The following is a 20,956-nucleotide window of genomic DNA, read 5'->3' as shown; positions in this document are numbered from 1 at the left end:
ACCCGCCTCTCGACGGCTCGCACGTCTCCTTCATCACCGAAGGCATCACCCAAAGGAAGTCGATCATGAAGCTTCGCAAGGTCTCCGCCGCCTCGGCCGCCGTCCTCGCCCTCGCCCTCGCCGCCACGGCGTGCGGTTCCGACGACAAGGACGACACGAGCAGCGGCTCCACCAGCGGCGGCGGCGACAAGATCAAGATCGGTATCAAGTACGACCAGCCGGGTCTCGGCCTGAAGGAGCCCGACGGCTCCTTCTCCGGCTTCGACGTGGACGTGGCGACGTACGTGGCCAAGGAGCTCGGCTACGAGCCGAACCAGATCACGTTCGTCGAGACCAAGAGCGCTGACCGTGAGAACGCGCTCTCCCGCGGCGACGTCAAGTTCATCGCGGCCACCTACTCGATCAACGACAAGCGTGCAGCGCTGGTCGACTTCGCCGGCCCGTACCTGCTGGCCCACCAGGACCTGCTGGTGAAGAAGGACTCCAAGATCGCCAAGGGTGCGGACCTCAACGGCAAGAACCTCTGCTCGGTAGCCGGTTCGACGTCGGCGCAGAACGTCAAGGACAAGATCGCCCCGGACGCCAACCTGCGGGAGAACTCCGGTTACTCGGAGTGCATCGCCGCCCTTCAGAGCGGTGCCGTGGACGCGGTGACCACCGACGACTCGATCCTCGCGGGCTTCGCCGCGCAGGACAAGTACAAGGGCCAGTTCAAGCTCGTCGGCGAGAAGCTCTCGAACGAGAACTACGGCATCGGCGTCAAGAAGGGCGACAAGGCCACCCTCGACAAGATCAACGCCGCGCTGGAGAAGATGGTCAGCGACGGCGCGTGGGACACGGCGGTCAAGGAGAACTTCGGCCCCGCCGAGTACAAGAATGAGCCGGCCCCCAAGGTCGGCGTCATCGTCAAGTAACCCGGCAGCCGCTGCCTCAGGAATCCCGCGCACGCCGTGGGGTTCCGCGGGCGCGCCGCCCGTCGTCGCGATCACGGCGGGCGGCGCGTCGCGCCCTCCACGTACCCCACACACCCGGAAGCGCGGGAGATCGTGTTCGACTTTCTTGAAGGCTACGACGTCCTCGCGGCGTTCTGGTTGACGATCAAACTGACCGTCTTCTCCGCCGTCGGCTCCCTGGTCCTGGGCACCGTGCTGGCCGCGATGCGCGTCAGCCCGGTCCCGCTGCTGCGCGGGTTCGGCACCGCTTACGTCAACATCGTCCGGAACATCCCTCTGACGGTCATCATCGTCTTCACCTCGCTCGGCCTCGCCGACATCTTCGGTATGACGATGGGCGCGTCCGACGACTTTCCCCTCCAGGGCTTCCGCCTCGCGGTCCTCGGTCTGACCGCCTACACGGCGGCCTTCGTCTGCGAGTCGATCCGGTCCGGCATCAACACCGTGCCCCTCGGCCAGGCCGAGGCGGCACGCGCGATCGGACTGAGCTTCAGCCAGACGCTGGGACTCGTCATCCTGCCGCAGGCGTTCCGCTCAGTCATCGGCCCGCTGACCAACGTCCTGATCGCCCTGACCAAGAACACGACCGTGGCAGCCGCCATCAGTGTGGCCGAAGCCGCCTTCCTGATGAAGGAAATGATCGAGAACGAGGCCCAGACGCTGGCCATCGGCGCGGTCTTCGCCTTCGGGTTCGTGGTCCTGACCCTTCCCACCGGCCTGCTGCTCGGCTGGCTCGGCAAGCGACTGGCGGTGAAGCGATGAGCTCGGTCCTGTACGACGCCCCCGGGCCCCGCGCCAAACGGCGCAACGTCCTCCTGTCCATCCTCTTCTCCGTCCTGCTCGCCCTGCTCCTGTGGTGGGTGTGGGAGAAGATGGACGACAAGAAGCAGCTCGAATGGGCCCTGTGGGAGCCCTTCACCACGTCCCAGGCGTGGACGACCTACCTTCTGCCGGGCCTTGCGAACACCATGAAGGCCGCGGCTCTCTCCATGGTCATCGCCCTTCCCCTGGGCGCGTTCCTCGGCATCTCGCGCATGTCCGACCACCGCTGGGTGCGCGTCCCGGCCGGCGCGGTGGTCGAGTTCTTCCGGTCGATCCCGGTCCTGCTGCTGATGCTGTTCGCCAACGAGCTATACGTCCGCTCCACGGACATCTCCAGCGAGGACCGCCCGCTTTACGCGGTCGTCACCGGCCTCGTGCTCTACAACGCCTCGGTCCTCGCGGAGGTCGTCCGGGCCGGCATCCTCGCCCTGCCCAAGGGACAGACGGAGGCCGCGTTCGCGATCGGCCTGCGCAAGGGCCAGACGATGACCAGCATCCTGCTGCCGCAGGCCGTCACGGCGATGCTGCCGGCGATCGTCAGCCAGCTGGTCGTCATCGTGAAGGACACCGCGCTCGGTGGCGTGATGCTCGGGTTCACCGAGCTTCTCAACGCGCGCAGCACGCTGGCGGCGAACTACGCCAACGTCGTCCCCAGCTTCATCGTCGTGGCGCTCATCTTCATCGTCGTCAACTTCATCCTGACGTCCTTCGCCTCCTGGCTGGAGGCCCGGCTGCGCCGCAGCAAGCGCGGCACGGGCGCGGTGCTCGCCCCGGACGACGTCGAGGACAACCCGGCCGCGATCCCCGGCAGCTACGGAACGGGCCAGGCGGTCTGACCCTCGCTCATATGGCGTGACCTGTACGGAGGCAGTGGCGTGCGCGCCGCTGCCTCCGTCGCTTGACGCGGGCAGCGGCAGTGGGTTGCATACGTTCTGTGATCGTGCACCCTGCTCCAACCTCTTGTTCACATACGTCCCTCGGGACGCCGTCGCGGGCAGGGGGCGCCACGCCGTGGACCCGGTGATCATCGTCGGAGCGGGGCCCGTGGGGCTCACGCTCGCCCTGGCGCTGGCGCGTCAGGAGGTGCCCTCCGTCGTCCTGGACGAGGGTCCGGGCAAGGACGAACCACGGCTCGCGCGCACGGTCGTGCTCCGCGAGGACACCGCCGCCCTGATGGAGCGGCTCACCGGCGCGTCGCTCACCGGGGCAGGCCTCCACTGGGCCGGTTGGCGGTCGATGCGGCGCAAGCAGGTGACACACGAGATCGGGTTCGACGACGCCGACCCCGCCCCGCTGCACCTCGCCCAGCACGTGCTGACCGACGCCCTGCGCACGGCCCTGGCCGACGAGCGGCTCGTGCGGATCGCCGTGGACAGCCGCCTGGACGGCGTCGAGCAGGAAGCTTCCGGCGTCACGGCCCACACCCGCGGCCCCAAGGGCACCTGGTGGCGCGGCAGCTACCTGGTGGGCTGCGACGGTCCCCGCTCCACGGTCCGCAAACTCCTCGACATCCGCTTCCCCGGCCGTACGGCCGTCGAGCGACACGCCGTCGCCGCGTTGCGCACGGAACTTCCGTGGACCGACGAGGCGTTGCTCCACCGGACGCCGCCGTGGCGGACGTCGGGCCCCTCCGCCGGGGAGATCACCGGACGTCCGCTGCCGGAAGACGTCTGGCGCCTGGACTGGCTGCTGCCGCCCGGCAAGGACCTCGTCACGCCCGAGCTGCTGGTGGCCCGCATCCGCGAGACCCTCGCGGGCTGGAGCGGCGGCACCGCCCCGGCGTACGAGCTGCTCGACACCGGTGTCCACACCGTCCACCACCGGCTGGCCCGCCGCTGGCGCGCGGGGCGGGTCTTCCTCGCCGGGGACGCCGCCCACCTCCTCGGCGCGTTCGGCACCCAGGGGCTCGACGAGGGCCTGCGGGACGCCGACAACCTCGCCTGGAAGCTCGCGCTGGCCTGGCACCACGGGCCCCACGAGGCGCTGCTCGACAGCTACCAGACGGAGCGGCGCGCGGTCGTCGCCGCCCGGCTGCGCGCCGCCGACCAGATCCTCCCGGCACTGCGCGGCGGCCCCGGCATAAGGGCGTACGTCCCCGGCGCCGCCCGCGGCCACGACGCGCTGCTCACCGACGGTCACCTGGGACGCGGCCTGCTCGGCGCGCCGGGCACGTACGCCGCCTCGCCGCTCGCACCCCGGCACCTCGAGGCGGAGGTGCCGGTGGACACACCCCCCGGCGCGCCGGTCACGGACGTCCGCGTCACCGCCGAGGACGGCTCCTTCGTACGACTGCGGGACCGGCTCGGCCGCGGGGCCCTGCTGGTCCTGCTGATCGCCCCGGGCACCGGCGTCTGGGAGCGCCGGCACTGGGTGGGCGCCGGGATCATGCCCCGGCTCGCCGCCGCGGTGACGGCACTGCCCAGCCCGGCCGAGTTGCTCGTCGCCGAGAGCTATCCGGGTGCCGCCGCCCACACCGTGCTGCTGATCCGTCCCGACGGCCACCTGGTCACCGCGCTCAGCGGGGTCCGCCCCGCCGACCTGTACGCGGCGGCGGAGGCGGCGGTGGGGGGAGCTGTGGAGGCGGAGGCTGGCGCCGAAGCTGCGGCTGGGGCCAAGTGAGGGGGCCGGGTCTCGGAATTCGGGTCTCGGTGACCTGAACGGGAGGGGCGGACGGGGGCGCCGAAGGTGCGCGGTGGGCTCGCTCGGTGCGGCCCGGTGGGCGGTCGGCGCGCGCTCGCATCCGGTGTGATGGCCGGCTGAACCTACTCACCGTCACTCCGCGGTCCACATGGTGACAGTCGGTTGACCGTCGCACCCCGGCATGGTCTACTCCGGATCGTGACCGACACCTGTGTGCGCCTGTGGCGGAGGGTCCATATGGACCTCGTCCGCTATGCGGGTTGCGTGTGTCGTCCGTCCTGCTGAATTCGCAGCCCTCTTCCACCGGCGCGCGCCGCCGACGCGCTCTTGCGCATCCGCGCGCTCCCGCGAACGCCCCAGGACGGTACCCGTGTCTGTCTCCCCTTCCTCATCCGCATCCCGCTCCGCGTCACCTTCCGCGTCCGCCCCCGCAGCCACGCCCACCCAGGCGGATCTCCTCGACTTCGTACGGCGTACGGCGGCCGACAGTGCGCTGATCGCCTCGCTCCCCCTCGACCCGGAAGGCCGCACCTGGGTGCGTCTGGAGGGACCGGGCGGCAGCGAGGCCTGGCTGATCGGCTGGCCGCCCGGCACCGGCACCGGCTGGCACGACCACGCCGACTCGGTGGGCGCCTTCCTCACCGCCCGGGGTGAGCTGAAGGAGAACTCCCTCGCCGCGCGGCTGCCCACGGACGGCTGGAAGACCCTGGAGCTGTCGGAGGACGTCGACCGGGAACGCCGCCTGCCGGCCGGCAACGGCCGCTCGTTCGGACAGCACCACGTCCACGAGGTCCTCAACGAGTCCCGCGCGGAGCACGCCATCTCCGTGCACGCCTACTACCCGCCCCTGCCGAGAATCCGCCGGTACAGCCGGACCGGCCAGATCCTGCGTCTGGAGCAGGTCGAGCGCCCGGAGGACTGGCAGTGAGCAGCCGCGAGACATCGAGGGGCGACGTGGTGAGCGGTGAGCGGTGAAGCGGTGAGCGGTGACGGGGTGAGCGGTGACGGGGTGAAGGACGAGGGGCCCGTGGGCATAGACGAGCTGCTGGAGCGGGTGCGGGCCGGGTACGCGCGCGTGGAGGCACGGGAAGCGTACGAGGCCGCCCGCGCGGGCGAGGCGCTCCTCGTGGACATCCGGTACGCGGCCCTGCGCGAGCGGGACGGGCTGATCCCCGGCGCTCTGGTCGTCGAGCGCAACGAACTGGAGTGGCGCCTCGACCCCCGGGGCAGCCACCGCGCCCCCGAGGCCACCGGCCACGATCTGAGAATTGTCGTGATCTGCAACGAGGGCTACGCGTCCAGCTTGGCGGCGGCGTCCCTGCACCAGCTGGGGCTGCACCGGGCCACCGACCTGGTCGGCGGGTTCCAGGCGTGGCGGTCGGCGGGACTGCCGGTGACGTCCTAGAGCCGGGTCCGTGCCGGCTGCTTCCGGGCCGGCACGGACATGGTGGAGCCACCGTGCTCCCGTGGGGCGGGGTCTCACCTGACTGTCCTGCCGGGAGGCCTCACTCCTGGGCCGTCGCCACCGTCACCGCGCGGACCCGCAGCGCGACCCGGCCCGGCAGCGCTGTCGCGACGAGCGCCAGCAGTCCGGCTCCCGCGACCACCGTGACGTACGTCAGTGGGGTGACCGCCGGCGCGGCACGTCCCGTCATGCCGACGCTGAAGGCGGTGAGGACGGCCAGGGCGACGGCGCTGCCGAGGGCCGTCGCGACGAGGAGTACCGACACGGTCTCGGTGCGCAGCATCCCCAGTACCTGACGGCGGGTCGCCCCCGCCAGCCGCAGCAGCGCGAACTCCCGCACCCGTTCGGAGACGGCCATGGCAAGGGTGTTGACGACAGCGATGGCCGTGAAGGCCAGGACGAGTGCCATGGCGAGGAAGTTGACCTCCGCGTTCGCCTGCTGCCGCTCGGCCTGGAGGGAGTCCGCGGCGGCCGGGGAAAGAACCTCGACGCCCGGGAACTCACGGAGAGTAGTCGCGAGTTGTGTCTGTGTACGGTGCGTGCTGACGAGGAGAGAGGAGGAGAGCGGGTTGTCGACGTGGCGGGCGACGAGGTCGTGGGCGAGGGTGAGGTCTCCGAAGCCGAGACCCTTGGCGTAGACGGCGGCGACGGTGAGCGTGGCGGGCGTGCCGTCGCCCAGCGTGAGTTGCAGGGTGCTGCCGGGCGTCAGGTCGAGGTGGTCCGCGGCCAGTTCACTGACGGCCACCGTGCGCTCGGAGAGCCGGTCGAGGGATCCCGCGGTGACGTCCGGGTCCCAGGTGCGGGTGATGCCGGCCGAAGTGACGCCTTGGGCCGCGTACTTGTCGAGACCGACCCGGACGGTCGTCCTGACGACCTCCGTGACGACGTCCCCTCCGGTGCGCAACTGGCGTGCCGCCTCGGCGGGGACGCCGGGGCCGGGAGAGCCGACGATCCAGTCGGCGCGCACGCCCTCGCGGGCCTGGGCGCGTGCCGCGTCGCCGAGGGTGGGCTGGACGAACAGCACCGTGCAGGTCATGCCGATGAGGAGCGTGAGCGGGGTGACCACGGAGGCCATGCGTACGGCGTTGCCGCGGAGGTTGGCCGTGGCGAGCCGGCCACCGGGACCGGTCAGGCGCAGCGGTGCCGCAAGAAGCAGTGCGGCAGCCCTGACCAGCAGCGGACCGAGGAGGGCGACAGAGGTGGACAGGACGACGACGGCCAGGAAGGTCACGGGAGTCGAGGCCGGCTCGGTGTGCAGGACGCTCAGCAGTGCCACCAGGACCGCGCCGCCCGCGAGCAGGAGCAGACCGGCGATGACACGGCCCCAGGCGGGCCGGGTGCGCTCCACGCGGGCCTCGGACAGGGCCTCGGCCGGGCGGATCCGCGCGACCCGGCGGGAGGCGATGCGTGCGGCGGCCCAGGCGCCGAGCAGGCTCGCGGCGACGGCGGCCAGCGGCGGGACGAAGCCCGCCGTGTGCTCCAGCGTGGCGGGCACCGCGCCCAGGGCGACGAACCTGTCGTGCAGCAGGCCGCCCAGCGGGATCCCCACGAGCGCCCCGACGGTTCCCGCGGCTGCTCCGACGATCAGCGCCTCCCTGCCGAGGAGCATGCGGATCTGCCCGGAGGTGGCGGCGACGGCACGCAGCAGGGCCAGTTCGCGGCGACGCTGTTGGACCGAGAGCGCGAAGGTCCCGACGACCAAGAGTACGGCCACGAGCAGCGAGGTTCCGCCCATCGCGCCGCCCATGCTGACGAGTTTGACGCGGGCCGCGGCGGCGTCCAGGAACTCCACCGGTCCACGGGCGTCCCCGATGCTGACCTGCGCACCGGTGCCGCGCAGCACCGCGGCCACGTCCTGCTTCAGCCGCCCCGGGTCCGCGCCCGCTTCCGGGATCAGGCCGAAGGCGGTGACCTTGTCGGGGTGGGCGGCGAGACGTCGGGCCTCCGCGGCGGAGAAGAAGAGAGACGTCTGGTGGCGTACGTCCGTGCCGGGCACGGCGATTCCGGTGACGCGGTAGGTGCGCGGGGCCTGCGTCGACTGGACGGTGAGGCGGTCGCCGGGAGCGAGGCGGGCACGCTCGGCGAGTTCCCGGTCGACGACGACATCGGTGACGGCCCGCGGCGCGGTCCCTTCGGTGAGCCGGTACGGCGTGAGGGCGGCGGACTCCCAGGCGTGGCCGTGGGCGGGCCGGTCGGCGGCGGTTCCGCCGGAGATCAACGGCTCGGCGAGGAAGGTGAGTTCGGGCACGACGCGGGCGACGCCCGGGGTGGCCGCGAGGGTGGACCCGAGATCGGCCGGGAGCCAGGCGCGCTCGGCGATGGGCTTGGCCTTGTGCTTGACCTTCGTCTTGCCCTTCTTGTGTTTGACAGTGGTCTGGTGGACGTTCTGGTCGGCCGAGACCACGACCGGGGTCGCGGCGTAACGCTCGGTCCGGATGGTGCCGCGCAGTCCCGTCTCCAGGAGGGTTCCGCATGCGGTGATCAGGGCGGCCGCGCACATCAGGGCGAGGAAGGCTCCGAGAAAGCCGGCCTTGCGTGCGCGGACGGTCTTGAAGGCATAGCGCAGCATCATGAGGGGTCGGCCTCTCTTCTGTTGTGTGCGGGACGGTGGGCCGCGGGGTCGTGGCACTCGGGGTCGCCGTCGGCCGTGGGTGCGGCTGCGGCTGCGGCTGCGGGCAGGGGCGGAGGAACGGGGAAGGCGAGGAACCGGGTGAGCAGGGTGCGCGCGTCGGTCGGAGTCTCGGACTCGGGCCGCTTGTACCGGTCGAGGAGGGCGATGTACTCCTCGAAGAACTCCCGGAGTTCGGGCAGCGTGAGCCGGATCGTTCCGCGCGAGTAGGGGAACGCGTCCGCCCACGGGTCGCCCTCGGCCGACTCCCGCTGCAGCCGTTCGAAGAGGTCCAGATCGGCGGCGTAGGCGTGGTGGTTCAGCTCGTCCATGACGTGCCGCATCTCGGGGCTCTGCCGGCTGCGCGGCGGGAAGCGGCGGTCACCGGGGACCGCCCGCCACCAGCGTTCCCGGTGCTGGGACGGCGACGACCGCGCCGGTCCCTCCTCCCCGTCCGTCTCCTCGACGAAGCCGTAACGGGCCAGCTCACGCAGGTGGTAGCTCGTCGAGCCGGTGTTCAGGCCCAGGGCACGGGCCAGCGTCGCCGAGGTGGCCGGGCCGTGCAGGGTGAGGTGCTCGAGAACCCGCTGACGACGCGGCTGCGCGAGGGCCTTGAGCGCGGCGAGATCACCGAGTTCGGCGGGGCCCGAGGACGTCGGCGAGGGCCCGGTCGGCGGCGCGTGTTGCGGCTCGGGCGGCTCGTGGGCGCCGGGTTCCTGGGGCATGCGTACACGGTCGCCTGTGCACAGGTACCTGTGCACTGCGGCGGTCCGGCGTCCTCGGTGGGGGGTTGTCCCTACCCTGGCCGGGGAGTTGACGTGCCGGATACCCCTGCGTGACGGGACATCTGTTCAGCGGGGAGCCCCGAGAGGAGTGGCTGCCTGAGAGAAGGGTTTCGGAGTGGCTGAGCCAACGAGGATGTGATGCCCGGCCCCCGGACGCGATCGGTGCCCCCGCGCATCCACCGTGTCCCGAACCGAATCGCCCCCCAGGCTGCGAGGTGATCCCCGTGGGGTCACGTGCCCACCGCCCGTCACAGCGTCTCGGGGATCAGAACTCCCCGTCCTCCAAGAACTCCGTGTCCTCGCCCTCCTCCTCGAGTGCCTGCCGGACCACTCGCAGGGCCATGCCCTGGGGGTAGCCCTTGCGCGCGAGCATGCCGGAGAGACGGCGCAGCCGCTTGTCGCGGTCGAGTCCGCGGGTCGAGCGCAGCTTGCGGGCGACCAGCTCACGGGCGGTCGCTTCCTCCCGCTCGGAGTCGAGCTGGGCGACGGCCTCGTCGATCAGGGTCGAGTCGACGCCCTTGGTGCGCAGTTCCTGTGCGAGGGCCCGCCGGGCCAGGCCGCGGCCATGATGCCGGGACTCCACCCAGGCGTCCGCGAAGGCGCTGTCGTTGATCAGCCCGACCTCCTCGAACCGCGAGAGCACCTCCTCGGCCACGTCGTCCGGGATCTCCCGCCTGCTCAGGGCGTCGGCGAGCTGCTTGCGGGTGCGCGGGGTCCCGGTGAGCAGGCGCAGGCAGATCGCCCGTGCCCGCTCAGCCGGGTCCCCTGAAGACTCCCCCTTCTCGGCCCTCGACGAGGCAGAGGTGTCTTCGTCCTCGGCGGACGGTTCTCCGAAGCCGCGCCGACGGCGCCCGCCCCGTGAACCGCCCTCGCCGCCGCGTCCCGCCCGGCGGCCACGGGGTCGGCCTGCGCCGGCCGACCCGTCGTCCCCGTGCGAGCCGCTGTCCGGCCGGTAGTCACCGTCCCGGGCCAGGCCGTCGCCGTCGACGCTCCCCGGCTCGCGGTAGCTGCCGGGGAGGGCGTCGTACTCGGCCCAGTCCGTTCGTCGTGTCACGGTCGGCTCAGCTCTTGGCGGCCGCGGCCTTGGTCTTGGTGGCCTTGGCTGCGGTGACGGAAGCGGGAACCGTCTTGGCGGCGTCGTCCGCGGGTGTGCCCGGGGCGACCGCGGCATCCGCGTCCGTCGCCGTGCCAGGTTCCTCGGGGCGCACGCCCACGCCCAGCTTCTCCTTGATCTTCCTCTCGATCTCGTTGGCGAGATCGGGGTTGTCCTTGAGGAAGTTGCGGGCGTTCTCCTTGCCCTGGCCGAGCTGGTCGCCCTCGTACGTGTACCAGGCGCCGGCCTTGCGGACGAAGCCGTTCTCCACGCCCATGTCGATCAGGCCGCCCTCACGGCTGATGCCATGCCCGTAGAGGATGTCGAACTCGGCCTGCTTGAAGGGCGGCGCGACCTTGTTCTTGACCACCTTGACGCGGGTGCGGTTGCCGACCGCGTCGGTGCCGTCCTTCAGCGTCTCGATGCGCCGGATGTCGAGCCGCACCGAGGCGTAGAACTTCAGCGCCCGGCCACCGGTCGTGGTCTCCGGGGAGCCGAACATCACACCGATCTTCTCGCGAAGCTGGTTGATGAAGATGGCGGTGGTCTTGGACTGGTTGAGCGCGCTGGTGATCTTCCGCAGGGCCTGGCTCATCAGACGGGCCTGGAGACCGACGTGGCTGTCACCCATCTCGCCCTCGATCTCCGCGCGCGGGACGAGCGCGGCGACGGAGTCGATGACGATCAGGTCGAGGGCTCCGGAGCGGACGAGCATGTCCACGATCTCCAGGGCCTGCTCGCCGTTGTCCGGCTGGGACAGCAGCAGGTTGTCGATGTCGACGCCGAGCTTCTGCGCGTACTCGGGGTCGAGGGCGTGTTCCGCGTCCACGAACGCGACCGTGCCGCCGGCCTTCTGTGCGTTGGCCACCGCGTGCAGAGTCAGGGTCGTCTTACCGGACGACTCCGGTCCGTAGACCTCGATGACACGGCCGCGCGGCAGACCGCCGACGCCGAGAGCCACGTCGAGCGCGGTCGACCCGGTGGGGATGACCTCGATGGGCTCCCGGGACCGGTCGCCCATGCGCATGACCGCACCCTTGCCGAATTGCCGTTCGATCTGTGCGAGAGCGGCATCCAGGGCCTTCTCGCGGTCGTTACCTGCCATGGGTTCCACCCGATTTGCTTGAGTCGATCGCTTCACGTCAAAGACGCTAACGCCTACCACTGACAACGCGCCTCGACGCTGGTCCGGCCTGTGGATAACTCGGCCACTTACCCATGCAAACCGGGACGAAGTGTCCGCCGAGAGGCCCGCCGGAGCCTCCATCAGAATGGATGTTCGATTTTTGTGTCAAGCGCACCACGCGGCACTTCCGAGCCTACGTTCGCGCACCGCAACACCCCGGATCCGCCGCAGCTCGGTCATGCCGCAGTGCGGTGGCCGCGCAGCCGAGAAGTCCCGCAGCCGGTCGGCCGAGCCCGATGCGGCGGGACCCCGCCTCGACCGCCCGGTTCGGGACCCCGCCTCGACGCCCGGTTCAGGACCCCGCCTCGACGGCCCGGTTCAGAGGCCCCGCCTCAGCCGCCCCCGGCCCCCGGCCCGGCCGTCCGCTCCCGTGCCCTGGTCCACAGCCGCCGCGCACGCGCGAGCGGGTTCGGCCCCTCGCCCCGTCTCCGGTGCCCATGGACACGGGGATCGTCCGTGACGTCGTAGCGCTTCACATACGCGCCGAGGAACGCCTGGAGCGTGGCGATCGCGGGGATGGAGATCAGCGCGCCGACCGCGCCGAGGAGGGCGGTGCCGGCGATGACCGACCCGAAAGCGACAGCGGGGTGGATGTCGACGGTCTTCGAGGTGAGCTTCGGCTGCAGCACGTAGTTCTCGAACTGCTGATAGACCACGACGAAGATCAGCACCCACAACGCGTACCAGGGATCGACCGTGAAGGCGATCAGCATGGGCAGCGCGCCCGCGAGATAGGTGCCGATGGTCGGGATGAACTGCGAGACCACGCCGACCCACACGGCGAGGACGGGCGCGTACGGGATGCCGAGGAACAGCAGCAGCACGTAGTGCGCCGCGCCGGAGATCAGGGCCATCAGACCGCGGGAGTACAGATAGCCGCCGGTTTTGTCGACAGCGATCTCCCACGCGCGCAGCACCTCGGCCTGGCGGGCGGGCGGCAGGATCGAGCACAGCGCACGCCGCAGCCGGGGCCCGTCGGCGGCGAAGTAGAACGAGAACAGCGCGATCGTCAGCAGTTGGAAGAGACCGCCGAGCACCTGCGTGGAGATGTCCAGGACGCCGGCCGCGCTGTTCTGCGCGTACTTCCTCAGCCAGTCGGAGTGAAGCAGGCCCTCCTGGATGTCGACGCGCCTGAGATCGGTGTTGAACGAGGTGTTGATCCAGTTGATCACCGAGTCGAGGTACTGCGGGAAGCCCTCGATCATCTTGATGATCTGGCCCGCGAGGATCGAGCCGAGCAGCGTGAAGAAGCCCGCGAACGCGATCAGCAGGCCGAAGAAGACCAGAAAGGTGGCGAGCCCCCTGCGCATGCCGCGCGCGGCCATCCGGCTCACCGCGGGTTCGACGGCGAGGGCCAGGAAGAAGGCGATCAGGATGTTGATCAGCAGACCGATGACCTGGTGGAAGGCCCAGGTGCCCAGCTGGAACGCGCCGACCAGGGCGAGGGCGAGCACCATCGCGCGCGGGAGCCAGCGCGGCATGCGGGCGCTCGGCTCGGCGTCCGTGCCGGACGGCGGCGGAGCGGGCGGCGTCGGGCCCGACAGGGGAGCCTGCGGGCCGGCATGCCTGGTCTCGTCAGTGGGTGCCACGGGCCAAGTCTCGCCCACGCCACCGACACTCGGTGACCCGCCCGCGGTCTTCTCTTCGGATCAGTGCCTCTCCCGCGGAACGTTCATCACCGCGCACACCACACGCCACACGTCCTTGGCGTCCCAGCCGGCCGCCAGCGCCTCGTCCACGGTGCGCCCGCCGAGTTCCGTCATCACGTGATCGCGCGCGAAGGTCTCGGCGTACCCCGTACCGAAGTGCTCCGCCATCCGCTGCCAGAAGACCGTCAACCGCATGACACCAGTATCCCGCGCCCGGGGGTGCCCCTGGCCGGGACCGCCTGCGGAGACCGCTTTCCGGCCTACGGTCTGACCCATGGTCGAATCAGGAGCATCCCCACTCCCCCCGACGCCCCCGGCGCGCTCCCCGCTCTTGCGCGCCGAGCACTTCGTCTGGCTCACCGCGCGCGTGCTGGAGCAGCGTCTCTTCGCTCACCACTTCCTGCACGGTGCCGCCGACCCCGTCGAGACGGCACTCGACGCCTACCGCAACGAGGACGGCGGATACGGCCACGCGCTGGAGCCGGATCTCCGCGGCCCCGTGAGCCAGCCCCTGCACACCGCGCGCGCCCTGCACGTCCTGGACTCGCTCGGCCGCTGCGGCGGGCAGCGCGTGGAACGGGTGTGCCGCTATCTCACCTCCGTCTCCACCGCCGACGGGGCGCTCCCTGCGGTCCATCCCAGCCAACGCGGATACCCCGCCGCTCCGTTCATCCCGATCGTCGACGACCCGCCGAGCGAACTCCTGGCGACCGGGCCGGTCGTGGGCCTGCTGCACCGCAACGAGGTCTGGCACGCCTGGCTGTTCAGGGCGACGGACTTCTGCTGGCAGGCGGTCGACGCCCTGGAGACGTCCCACCCGTACGAGATCCAGGCCGCCGTGGCCTTCCTGGACTCCGCCTCGGACCGCCCGCGCGCGGAGGCGGCCGCCGACCGCCTGGGCCGCCTGGTGCGCGAGCAGCGGCTCGCCGTACTCGATCCGGACCGCCGGGACGCCTACCCCGTCGCTCCCGGCTACGCGCCCGGCGAGCACCACTTCCCGTACGACTACGCGAAGACCCCGGGCTCGCTCGCGCGCGCGTGGTTCACCGACTCCGAGATGGCGGGCGCCCTGGACTTCCTCGCCGCCGAGCAGCAGCAGGACGGCGGCTGGCCGATCCGGTGGCGCCGCTGGGCACCGGGCACGGAGTTGGAGTCCCGCCCCGCGGTGACGATCGAGGCACTGAGCACCCTCAGGTCGTACGGCCGCGTCATCGGCTGACCCGGCACGTCACCCGCAGGAACGCCCGCCCTCACCCGCCCACGGCCCGCACCCCCGCCGTGACCGCCACGGCCGCCGCGACGACGAGCAGGAACGGCGCTCGCAGAATGAGCGCCACGGCGGCCGCGGCGAGCCCGGCGGCCCTGGCGTCCAGCACGAGCGTCTGCCCGTCGGCGAAGGTCTGCTGGGCCGTGAGGGCGGCGAGAAGGGCGACGGGGAGCAGGGCGGCGAGCCGCCTGACGAGGGGCCGCTCGAGCACACCCGCGGGCACGAGCAGGCCGGTGAGCTTGACGGCGTAGCAGCCGATGGCGGTCGCACCGATCGCGATCCAGACGTTCACCGCCGCTCCTCCTTCGCGTCGCCCCGCGCGCGGCCTTCGCGCCGGCCCTCGGCCCACAGGGCGAGCGGCGCGGCGAGGGCGGCCACCAGTACGGGCACTCCGCCGGGCAGGACGGGCAGCAGGCCGAGTCCCAGCAGAACCGCGAGCCCTGCGGCGACCCGCTCGGTGGTGGTCTTCAGCATGGGCGCGAGCAGCGCCAGGAAGACAGCCGGGCCGGCCGCGTCGAGCCCCCACGCGTCGGTGTCCCCGATGGCCTCCGCGCCGAGGGCGCCGAGCAGCGTGGTGAGGTTCCACAGCACGTACAGGCTGAGTCCGGTGACGGCGAAGCCGATCCGCGCTCCCCGCCGGTCGCGCTGCGCCAGCGAGACGGCCGTGGTCTCGTCGATCACCCACTGGGCGGCGAACGGGCGCACCGCGCGCGGGAGGGCCAGCAACTGCGACAGGCGCAGGCCGTAGAAGGCGTTGCGTACGCCGAGGAAGAAGGCGCCGGCGGCCGCCGTGAGCGGGTTTCCGCCCGCCGCGAGTGCCCCGACGAGCGCGAACTGGGACGCGCCGGTGAACACCAGGAGGCTCAGCGCGCAGGTCTGCCACACCGTGAGCCCGCTGCCCGCCGAGGTCACTCCGAAGGCGAACCCGGAGAGTCCGACGGCGACCCCGACGCCGAGGGCGTCCCGGACGACGGCGGAGTCCGGCCTTCCTCCCCGGTCGTCCCGTACGTCTGGAAGAGCTGTCTGTTCTGCCACCCGCCGGACGGTACGAGCAGCCGCCGCCGCACGTCTTGTACGTTCTTGCGCTCCCGCTGGTACGCGCCCGGTGGCACGCCCACGATCCGGGCGAAGTGACGGTTGAGGTGCGGCTGATCGGTGAACCCCACCGCGACCGCCGCCTCCGCCGGGGCGGTCCCGGCGTCCAGCAGCCGCCGCGCGAGACGGACCCTCGCGTCGGTGAGCCACGTGTGCGGCGGCATCCCGTAGGCGTCCCGGAACGCCCGCAGCAGGGCGAAGGGGCTGGTCCCCAGATCTCCCGCGAGCCGCTCCAGGGTCGGCGGCTCGACGAGCCGCTCCTCCAGTACGGCACGCGCGCGTGCCGCCATCCGGTCTCCGGCCGTGCGCACCTGGCGAGTCGGCAGGGCCCCGCCGTTCAGCCGCAACAGCCGTGTCACGGCGACCCGCAGCAGGGTGTCGGCGGCGAGCGCGTTGCCCTCGTCGGCGGCCCGCAGGACCTGATGCACGAGCGCGACGGCGTACGGATCGTCGAGCACGGGACTGACGAACCCCGGAGCACCCCGCAGAGTCGTCGTCTCGGCGGCGATCCCGGCCACGAGTTCGGGTGACGGGTACACCGCCCCGTACCGCCAGCCCTCGGGCACACCGGCCCGCCCGGTGTGCGGGGTGTCGGGATTGACCAGAGCGAGCGTTCCCGCACCCGCGTACTGGTCACCGCCCCGATGCTGGAAGACCTCCACCCCCTCCGCGATGCCGGCGATCACGAAGTGCTCGTGCGTGTGCCGCACGAAGTTCTTGCGGACGTACCGGGCCCGCAGCAGGTCCACACCGGGCAGCTCCGCGTACCGCCAGTGCCGCGCCACCTCACGACTTCCCGCCACTCCCCCATTCTCCGCGACGGCGAACCCACCGCTTCCACCCGTTCCCGCCTGCGTCCGCTCGTAGCGGACTCGTACGCCTCCACCGCCGCGGCACTGCCGCCGCTCCCCGCCCCACGGGCCCCACTCATCACCGAAATCCGCCACCCGTCCCGCGAAGCCGCAGGTCAGGCGCTTTGTCAGTGCTCGGGTGCAGGATGGACGCATGGTCGGCAAAGCACACCGAGCCCTGGACGGCTTCTCCCCCGCGACCCGCGCCTGGTTCACGGGGGCCTTCTCCGCGCCCACCGCGGCCCAGGCGGGCGCGTGGCAGGCCATCGGCGAGGGCTCGGACGTGCTGGTCGTGGCCCCGACCGGCTCCGGCAAGACCCTGGCCGCGTTCCTGGCCGCTCTGGACCAGCTGGCCTCGACGCCCCCGCCGGCCGACCCCAAGAAGCGCTGCCGCGTGCTGTACGTCTCGCCGCTCAAGGCTCTGGCGGTCGACGTCGAGCGCAACCTCCGCAGCCCGCTGACGGGCATCCGTCAGGAATCCGTGCGCCTGGGCCTGCCCGAGCCCGAGGTCAAGGTCGGCATCCGCTCCGGCGACACCCCGCCCGCCGAGCGCCGCGCCCTGTCCACACGGCCTCCGGACATCCTGATCACCACGCCGGAATCGCTGTTCCTGATGCTGACCTCGGCCACGCGCGACGCGCTGACCAACATCGAGACGGTGATCCTCGACGAGGTCCACGCCGTGGCGAGCACCAAGCGCGGCGCCCACCTCGCCCTCTCCCTGGAGCGCCTGGACGAACTCCTGCCGAGGCCGGCCCGCCGTATCGGCCTCTCGGCCACGGTCCGCCCGGTCGACGAGGTGGCCCGCTATCTCTCGCCGCACCGCAAGGTCGAGATCGTGCAACCCAGGTCGGGCAAGGAGTTCGACCTCTCGGTGGTCGTCCCGGTCGAGGACCTCGGCGAGCTGGGCGGCTCCCCGGTCGCCGAGGGCTCCGAGAACGCGGAACGCCCGTCGATCTGGCCGCACGTCGAGGAGCGCATCGCCGACCTGGTCCAGGCCCACCGCTCCACGATCGTCTTCGCCAACTCCCGCCGTCTGGCGGAGCGCCTGTGCAACCGCCTCAACGAGATCGCCTACGAGCGGGCCACCGGAGAGCCCCTGGATGAGCACCACGCCCCGGCCGAGCTGATGGGCGGCTCGGGAGCGGCCCAGGGGGCCCCACAGGTCATCGCGCGCGCCCACCACGGCTCGGTCTCCAAGGAGCAGCGCGCCCTGGTCGAGGAGGACCTCAAGGCGGGCCGCCTGCCCGCGGTGGTCGCCACCTCCAGCCTGGAGCTGGGCATCGACATGGGCGCGGTCGATCTGGTCATCCAGGTCGAGTCACCGCCCTCCGTCGCCTCCGGCCTCCAGCGCGTGGGCCGTGCGGGCCACCAGGTCGGAGCGGTCTCGACCGGTGTGGTCTTCCCGAAGTACCGGGGCGACCTGGTTCAGGCGGCGGTGGTCACCGAACGCATGCGCACGGGCTCCATCGAGTCCCTGAAGGTGCCGGCGAACCCCCTGGACGTACTGGCACAGCAGCTCGTCGCGATGACCGCGATGGACACCTGGCAGCTGGACGACCTGCTCGCCCTCGTCCGTCGCGCCGCACCTTTCGCGTCTCTCCCCGAGTCGGCCTTCACCGCTGTCCTGGACATGCTCGCGGGCCGGTACCCGTCCGACGCCTTCGCCGAGCTGCGCCCCCGCGTGGTGTGGGACCGGGTCGCCGGCACGATCACCGGCCGCCCCGGCGCCCAGCGGCTCGCCGTGACCTCCGGCGGCACGATCCCGGACCGCGGCCTGTTCGGCGTCTTCCTCGCGGGCGCCGACCCCAAGAAGGGCGGCGGCCGGGTCGGCGAGCTGGACGAGGAGATGGTCTACGAGTCCCGCGTCGGTGACGTCTTCACCCTGGGCACCAGTTCCTGGCGCATCGAGGACATCACGCGCGACCGTGTCCTGGTCTCGCCAGCTCCTGGCGTGCCCGGCCGCCTGCCGTTCTGGAAGGGCGACCAGCTGGGCCGCCCGCTCGAACTGGGCCGTGCGGTCGGCGCGTTCCTGCGCGAGGTCGGCTCACTGCCCAAGGACGACGCCCGGCTGCGCCTGCTCACCGCGGGCCTGGACGCCTGGGCCGCCGACAACGTCATCTCCTACCTGGACGAACAGCGCCAGGCCTGCGGCCATGTCCCCGACGACCGCACCATCGTCGTGGAGCGCTTCCGCGACGAGCTGGGCGACTGGCGGGTCGTCGTGCACTCCCCCTTCGGCGCCCAGGTGCACGCCCCCTGGGCCCTCGCGCTCGGCGCCAAGCTCTCCGAGCGGTACGGCATGGACGCCCAGGTCATGCACGCCGACGACGGCATCGTCCTTCGCCTGCCCGACGCCGACCTCATGGGCCTGGACCTGCTCGACCAGCCACCCCTGAAGGCCGGCACGGAGTACGACGCCGAGCAGGCACCCCTAGGGGCGGCGGACGTCGTCTTCGACAAGGGCGAGGTGGACCAGGTCGTCACCGACCAGGTGGGCGGTTCGGCCCTGTTCGCGGCCCGCTTCCGCGAGTGCGCCGCCCGCGCGCTGCTGCTGCCGCGCCGCAGCCCCGGCAAGCGCACCCCGCTGTGGCAGCAGCGCCAGCGGGCCTCCCAACTGCTCCAGGTGGCGAGCGAGTTCGGTTCGTTCCCGATCGTCCTGGAGGCGGTCCGCGAATGCCTCCAGGACGTCTTCGACGTCCCCGGACTCGTCGAGCTGATGGGCGACCTGGAGTCCCGCAAGGTGCGCCTGGTCGAGGTCACCACCCAGGAGCCGTCCCCGTTCGCCCGCTCGCTCCTGTTCGGCTACGTCGCCCAGTTCCTCTACGAGGGCGACTCCCCGCTCGCCGAGCGCCGCGCCGCCGCCCTCTCGCTGGACTCGCGGCTGCTGGCGGAGCTGCTCGGCCAGGCGGAACTGCGCGAACTGCTCGACGCCGAGGTGCTCACGGAACTGGAGCGGGAGCTCCAGTGGCTGACCGAGGACCGCCGGGTGAAGGACGTCGAGGGCGTCGCCGACCTCCTGCGCATGCTCGGCCCCCTCACCGATGACGAACTGGCCGAGCGGGGCGCCGAACCACACTGGGCCCAGGAGCTGGCGGCGGCCCGCCGCGCCATCAGGGTCCGTATCGGCGGAGCCGACCACTGGGCGGCGATCGAGGACGCGGGCCGCCTGCGCGACGCGCTGGGCACAGCACTCCCGGTCGGCGTCCCGGAGGCATTCACCGAGCCGGTGAAGGACCCGCTCGGCGACCTCCTCGCCCGCCACGCGCGCACCCACGGCCCGTTCACCTCGGCCACCGCCGCCGCCCGCTTCGGCCTGGGCGTCGCGGTCACCGAGGGTGCCCTTCAGCGGCTGGCGGCGGGTGGCCGCGTCGTCCAGGGCGAGTTCCACCCGGCTGGTATCGGCCAGGAGTGGTGTGACGCGACCGTCCTGCGCAGGCTGCGCCGCCGTTCCCTGGCCGCCCTGCGGCACGAGCTCGAACCGGTCCCACCCCCCGCGCTCGCCCAGTTCCTGCCCCAGTGGCAGCACATCGGCAAGGGTCACTCCCTGCGCGGCATCGACGGTCTGGTGCGCGCGATCGAGCAGCTCCAGGGCGCGTCCGTGCCCGCCTCCGCCCTGGAGAAGCTCGTCATCCCGTCCCGCGTCACGGGCTACGCACCGGCGATGCTCGACGAACTCACCGCCGCCGGAGAGGTCCTCTGGGCAGGCGCGGGCGCCCTCCCCGGCAAGGACGGCTGGGTCTCCCTGTACCTGGCGGACGCGGCCCCCCTCCTCCTCGCCGCGCCGCACCCCTTGGAACTGACGGCGCTGCACCAGTCGGTCCTGGACATCCTCTCCGGCGGCTACGGCCTGTTCTTCCGTCAGATCGCCGACCAGGTCCGCGCCACGACCCATCCGGAGGCCACCGACCCACAACTGGCCGACGCGGTCTGGGACCTGGCCTGGTCCGGCCGCCTCACCAACGACACGCTGGCGCCGATGCGCGCCCTGCTGGGCTCGGGCCGTACGGCCGGCTCCACCGCCCACCGCGCCAAGCGCGCCGTCCCGCGCGGGCGGTACGGCTCCCTGACGGCCGCCGCCCGGCCGGCGTCCCGCAGCGGCCCCCCGACCGTCGCGGGCCGCTGGTCCCTCCTTCCGGCCCACGAACCCGACCCGACCGTCCGCGCGCACGCCGTCGCCCGCACCCTGCTCGACCGGCACGGCGTGGTGACCCGGGGAGCGGTCGCGGCCGAGGGCGTGGAAGGCGGCTTCTCGGCGACGTACCGCGTCCTATCCGTCTTCGAGGACAGCGGCCAGGCCCGGCGCGGCTATGTCGTGGAAGGGCTCGGCGCGGCGCAGTTCGCCATGGACGGAGCCGTGGACCGCCTCCGCGCGGTGGCCAACGCCCGCGACCGGGGTGAACCCCTGCCCGGTCCGAACGGCGCACATGGCACGCAGGGCACGGGCGCCCCCTTCGCCGCCGCCCCCGTTCCCGACGGCTTCCCGCCTGCCGACATCGACTGGGACGTCCTCGGCCTCGACAACGCCCTCGGCTCCCCGCC

18 protein-coding genes are annotated in these 20,956 nt (G+C 72.1%); 9 read left to right on the top strand and 9 right to left on the bottom strand.

Annotated elements, in window-relative coordinates; all coding sequences use genetic code 11:
• Positions 1-65 precede the first annotated feature (65 nt).
• From BZL64_RS18535 to BZL64_RS18510, 7 genes are all read left to right on the top strand, one after another.
• Positions 66-914, top strand: coding sequence for a glutamate ABC transporter substrate-binding protein (locus BZL64_RS18535; RefSeq protein WP_086770311.1), 849 nt, complete (start codon positions 66-68; stop codon positions 912-914).
• 132 nt (positions 915-1,046) lie between these two features.
• Positions 1,047-1,715, top strand: coding sequence for an amino acid ABC transporter permease (locus BZL64_RS18530; RefSeq protein ID WP_086770310.1), 669 nt, complete (start codon positions 1,047-1,049; stop codon positions 1,713-1,715).
• Positions 1,712-2,611, top strand: a complete 900-nt coding sequence (locus tag BZL64_RS18525; protein WP_086770309.1) for an amino acid ABC transporter permease — start codon at positions 1,712-1,714, stop codon at positions 2,609-2,611. Before BZL64_RS18530 ends, BZL64_RS18525 begins: the two co-directional genes overlap by 4 nt.
• A 175-nt stretch (positions 2,612-2,786) precedes the next feature.
• On the top strand, positions 2,787-4,394 hold the full coding sequence (locus BZL64_RS18520) for an FAD-dependent monooxygenase (protein WP_086770308.1): 1,608 nt from the start codon (positions 2,787-2,789) through the stop codon (positions 4,392-4,394).
• A gap of 219 nt (positions 4,395-4,613) precedes the next feature.
• Positions 4,614-4,700, top strand: coding sequence for a putative leader peptide (locus tag BZL64_RS42190; RefSeq protein ID WP_313960178.1), 87 nt, complete (start codon positions 4,614-4,616; stop codon positions 4,698-4,700).
• A gap of 85 nt (positions 4,701-4,785) precedes the next feature.
• The gene (locus BZL64_RS18515; protein WP_086770307.1) at positions 4,786-5,343 is read left to right on the top strand and encodes a cupin domain-containing protein; all 558 of its coding nucleotides are present in this window, start codon (positions 4,786-4,788) and stop codon (positions 5,341-5,343) included.
• Between the two features lie 36 nt (positions 5,344-5,379).
• Positions 5,380-5,820, top strand: a complete 441-nt coding sequence (locus tag BZL64_RS18510; RefSeq protein WP_425276054.1) for a rhodanese-like domain-containing protein — start codon at positions 5,380-5,382, stop codon at positions 5,818-5,820.
• A 100-nt stretch (positions 5,821-5,920) separates the two neighbouring features.
• Here BZL64_RS18510 and BZL64_RS18505 read toward each other — a convergent pair whose 3' ends face one another.
• The 6 genes from BZL64_RS18505 to BZL64_RS18480 all read right to left on the bottom strand — a co-directional run bounded on the left by BZL64_RS18505 (position 5,921) and on the right by BZL64_RS18480 (position 13,396).
• A complete protein-coding gene (locus tag BZL64_RS18505; protein WP_086770306.1) occupies positions 5,921-8,452 on the bottom strand; it encodes an FtsX-like permease family protein in 2,532 nt (843 codons plus the stop codon).
• Positions 8,449-9,213, bottom strand: a complete 765-nt coding sequence (locus tag BZL64_RS18500; protein ID WP_086770305.1) for a winged helix-turn-helix domain-containing protein — start codon at positions 9,211-9,213, stop codon at positions 8,449-8,451. Before BZL64_RS18500 ends, BZL64_RS18505 begins: the two co-directional genes overlap by 4 nt.
• A gap of 325 nt (positions 9,214-9,538) precedes the next feature.
• Positions 9,539-10,327 carry a recombination regulator RecX gene (recX, locus tag BZL64_RS18495; protein ID WP_086770304.1) on the bottom strand — a complete coding sequence of 263 codons (789 nt, stop codon included), beginning with the start codon at positions 10,325-10,327 and terminating at the stop codon, positions 9,539-9,541.
• A 7-nt stretch (positions 10,328-10,334) separates the two neighbouring features.
• Positions 10,335-11,471 carry a recombinase RecA gene (recA, locus tag BZL64_RS18490; RefSeq protein WP_086770303.1) on the bottom strand — a complete coding sequence of 379 codons (1,137 nt, stop codon included), beginning with the start codon at positions 11,469-11,471 and terminating at the stop codon, positions 10,335-10,337.
• A 413-nt stretch (positions 11,472-11,884) separates the two neighbouring features.
• A complete protein-coding gene (locus tag BZL64_RS18485; RefSeq protein ID WP_086770302.1) occupies positions 11,885-13,141 on the bottom strand; it encodes an AI-2E family transporter in 1,257 nt (418 codons plus the stop codon).
• A gap of 60 nt (positions 13,142-13,201) precedes the next feature.
• Complete coding sequence (locus tag BZL64_RS18480) at positions 13,202-13,396, bottom strand: DUF3046 domain-containing protein (RefSeq protein ID WP_073491660.1); 195 nt, start codon at positions 13,394-13,396, stop codon at positions 13,202-13,204.
• A gap of 79 nt (positions 13,397-13,475) precedes the next feature.
• Between BZL64_RS18480 and BZL64_RS18475 the strand changes: the two genes are divergently transcribed.
• Positions 13,476-14,420, top strand: coding sequence for a hypothetical protein (locus BZL64_RS18475; protein ID WP_086770301.1), 945 nt, complete (start codon positions 13,476-13,478; stop codon positions 14,418-14,420).
• Between the two features lie 31 nt (positions 14,421-14,451).
• Here BZL64_RS18475 and BZL64_RS18470 read toward each other — a convergent pair whose 3' ends face one another.
• The 3 genes from BZL64_RS18470 to BZL64_RS18460 are packed head-to-tail and all read right to left on the bottom strand — an operon-like array spanning position 14,452 to position 16,366.
• Entirely contained in the window at positions 14,452-14,760 is a 309-nt protein-coding gene (locus BZL64_RS18470; protein WP_086770300.1) for an AzlD domain-containing protein, read from the bottom strand.
• On the bottom strand, positions 14,757-15,380 hold the full coding sequence (locus tag BZL64_RS18465; protein ID WP_244205389.1) for an AzlC family ABC transporter permease: 624 nt from the start codon (positions 15,378-15,380) through the stop codon (positions 14,757-14,759). Before BZL64_RS18465 ends, BZL64_RS18470 begins: the two co-directional genes overlap by 4 nt.
• Complete coding sequence (locus BZL64_RS18460; RefSeq protein WP_244205388.1) at positions 15,377-16,366, bottom strand: AraC family ligand binding domain-containing protein; 990 nt, start codon at positions 16,364-16,366, stop codon at positions 15,377-15,379. Before BZL64_RS18460 ends, BZL64_RS18465 begins: the two co-directional genes overlap by 4 nt.
• Positions 16,367-16,568: 202 nt before the next feature.
• Here BZL64_RS18460 and BZL64_RS18455 point away from each other — a divergent pair.
• The coding region (locus tag BZL64_RS18455) for an ATP-dependent helicase (RefSeq protein WP_244205387.1) at positions 16,569-20,956 on the top strand (4,388 nt) is incomplete at its 3' end.

Source organism: Streptomyces bobili (genome assembly GCF_002154575.1).
Lineage (GTDB): Bacteria > Actinomycetota > Actinomycetes > Streptomycetales > Streptomycetaceae > Streptomyces > Streptomyces bobili.
The sequence above is the reverse complement of the archived record's forward strand: the minus strand, read 5'-3'. Positions and strand labels throughout refer to the sequence as shown.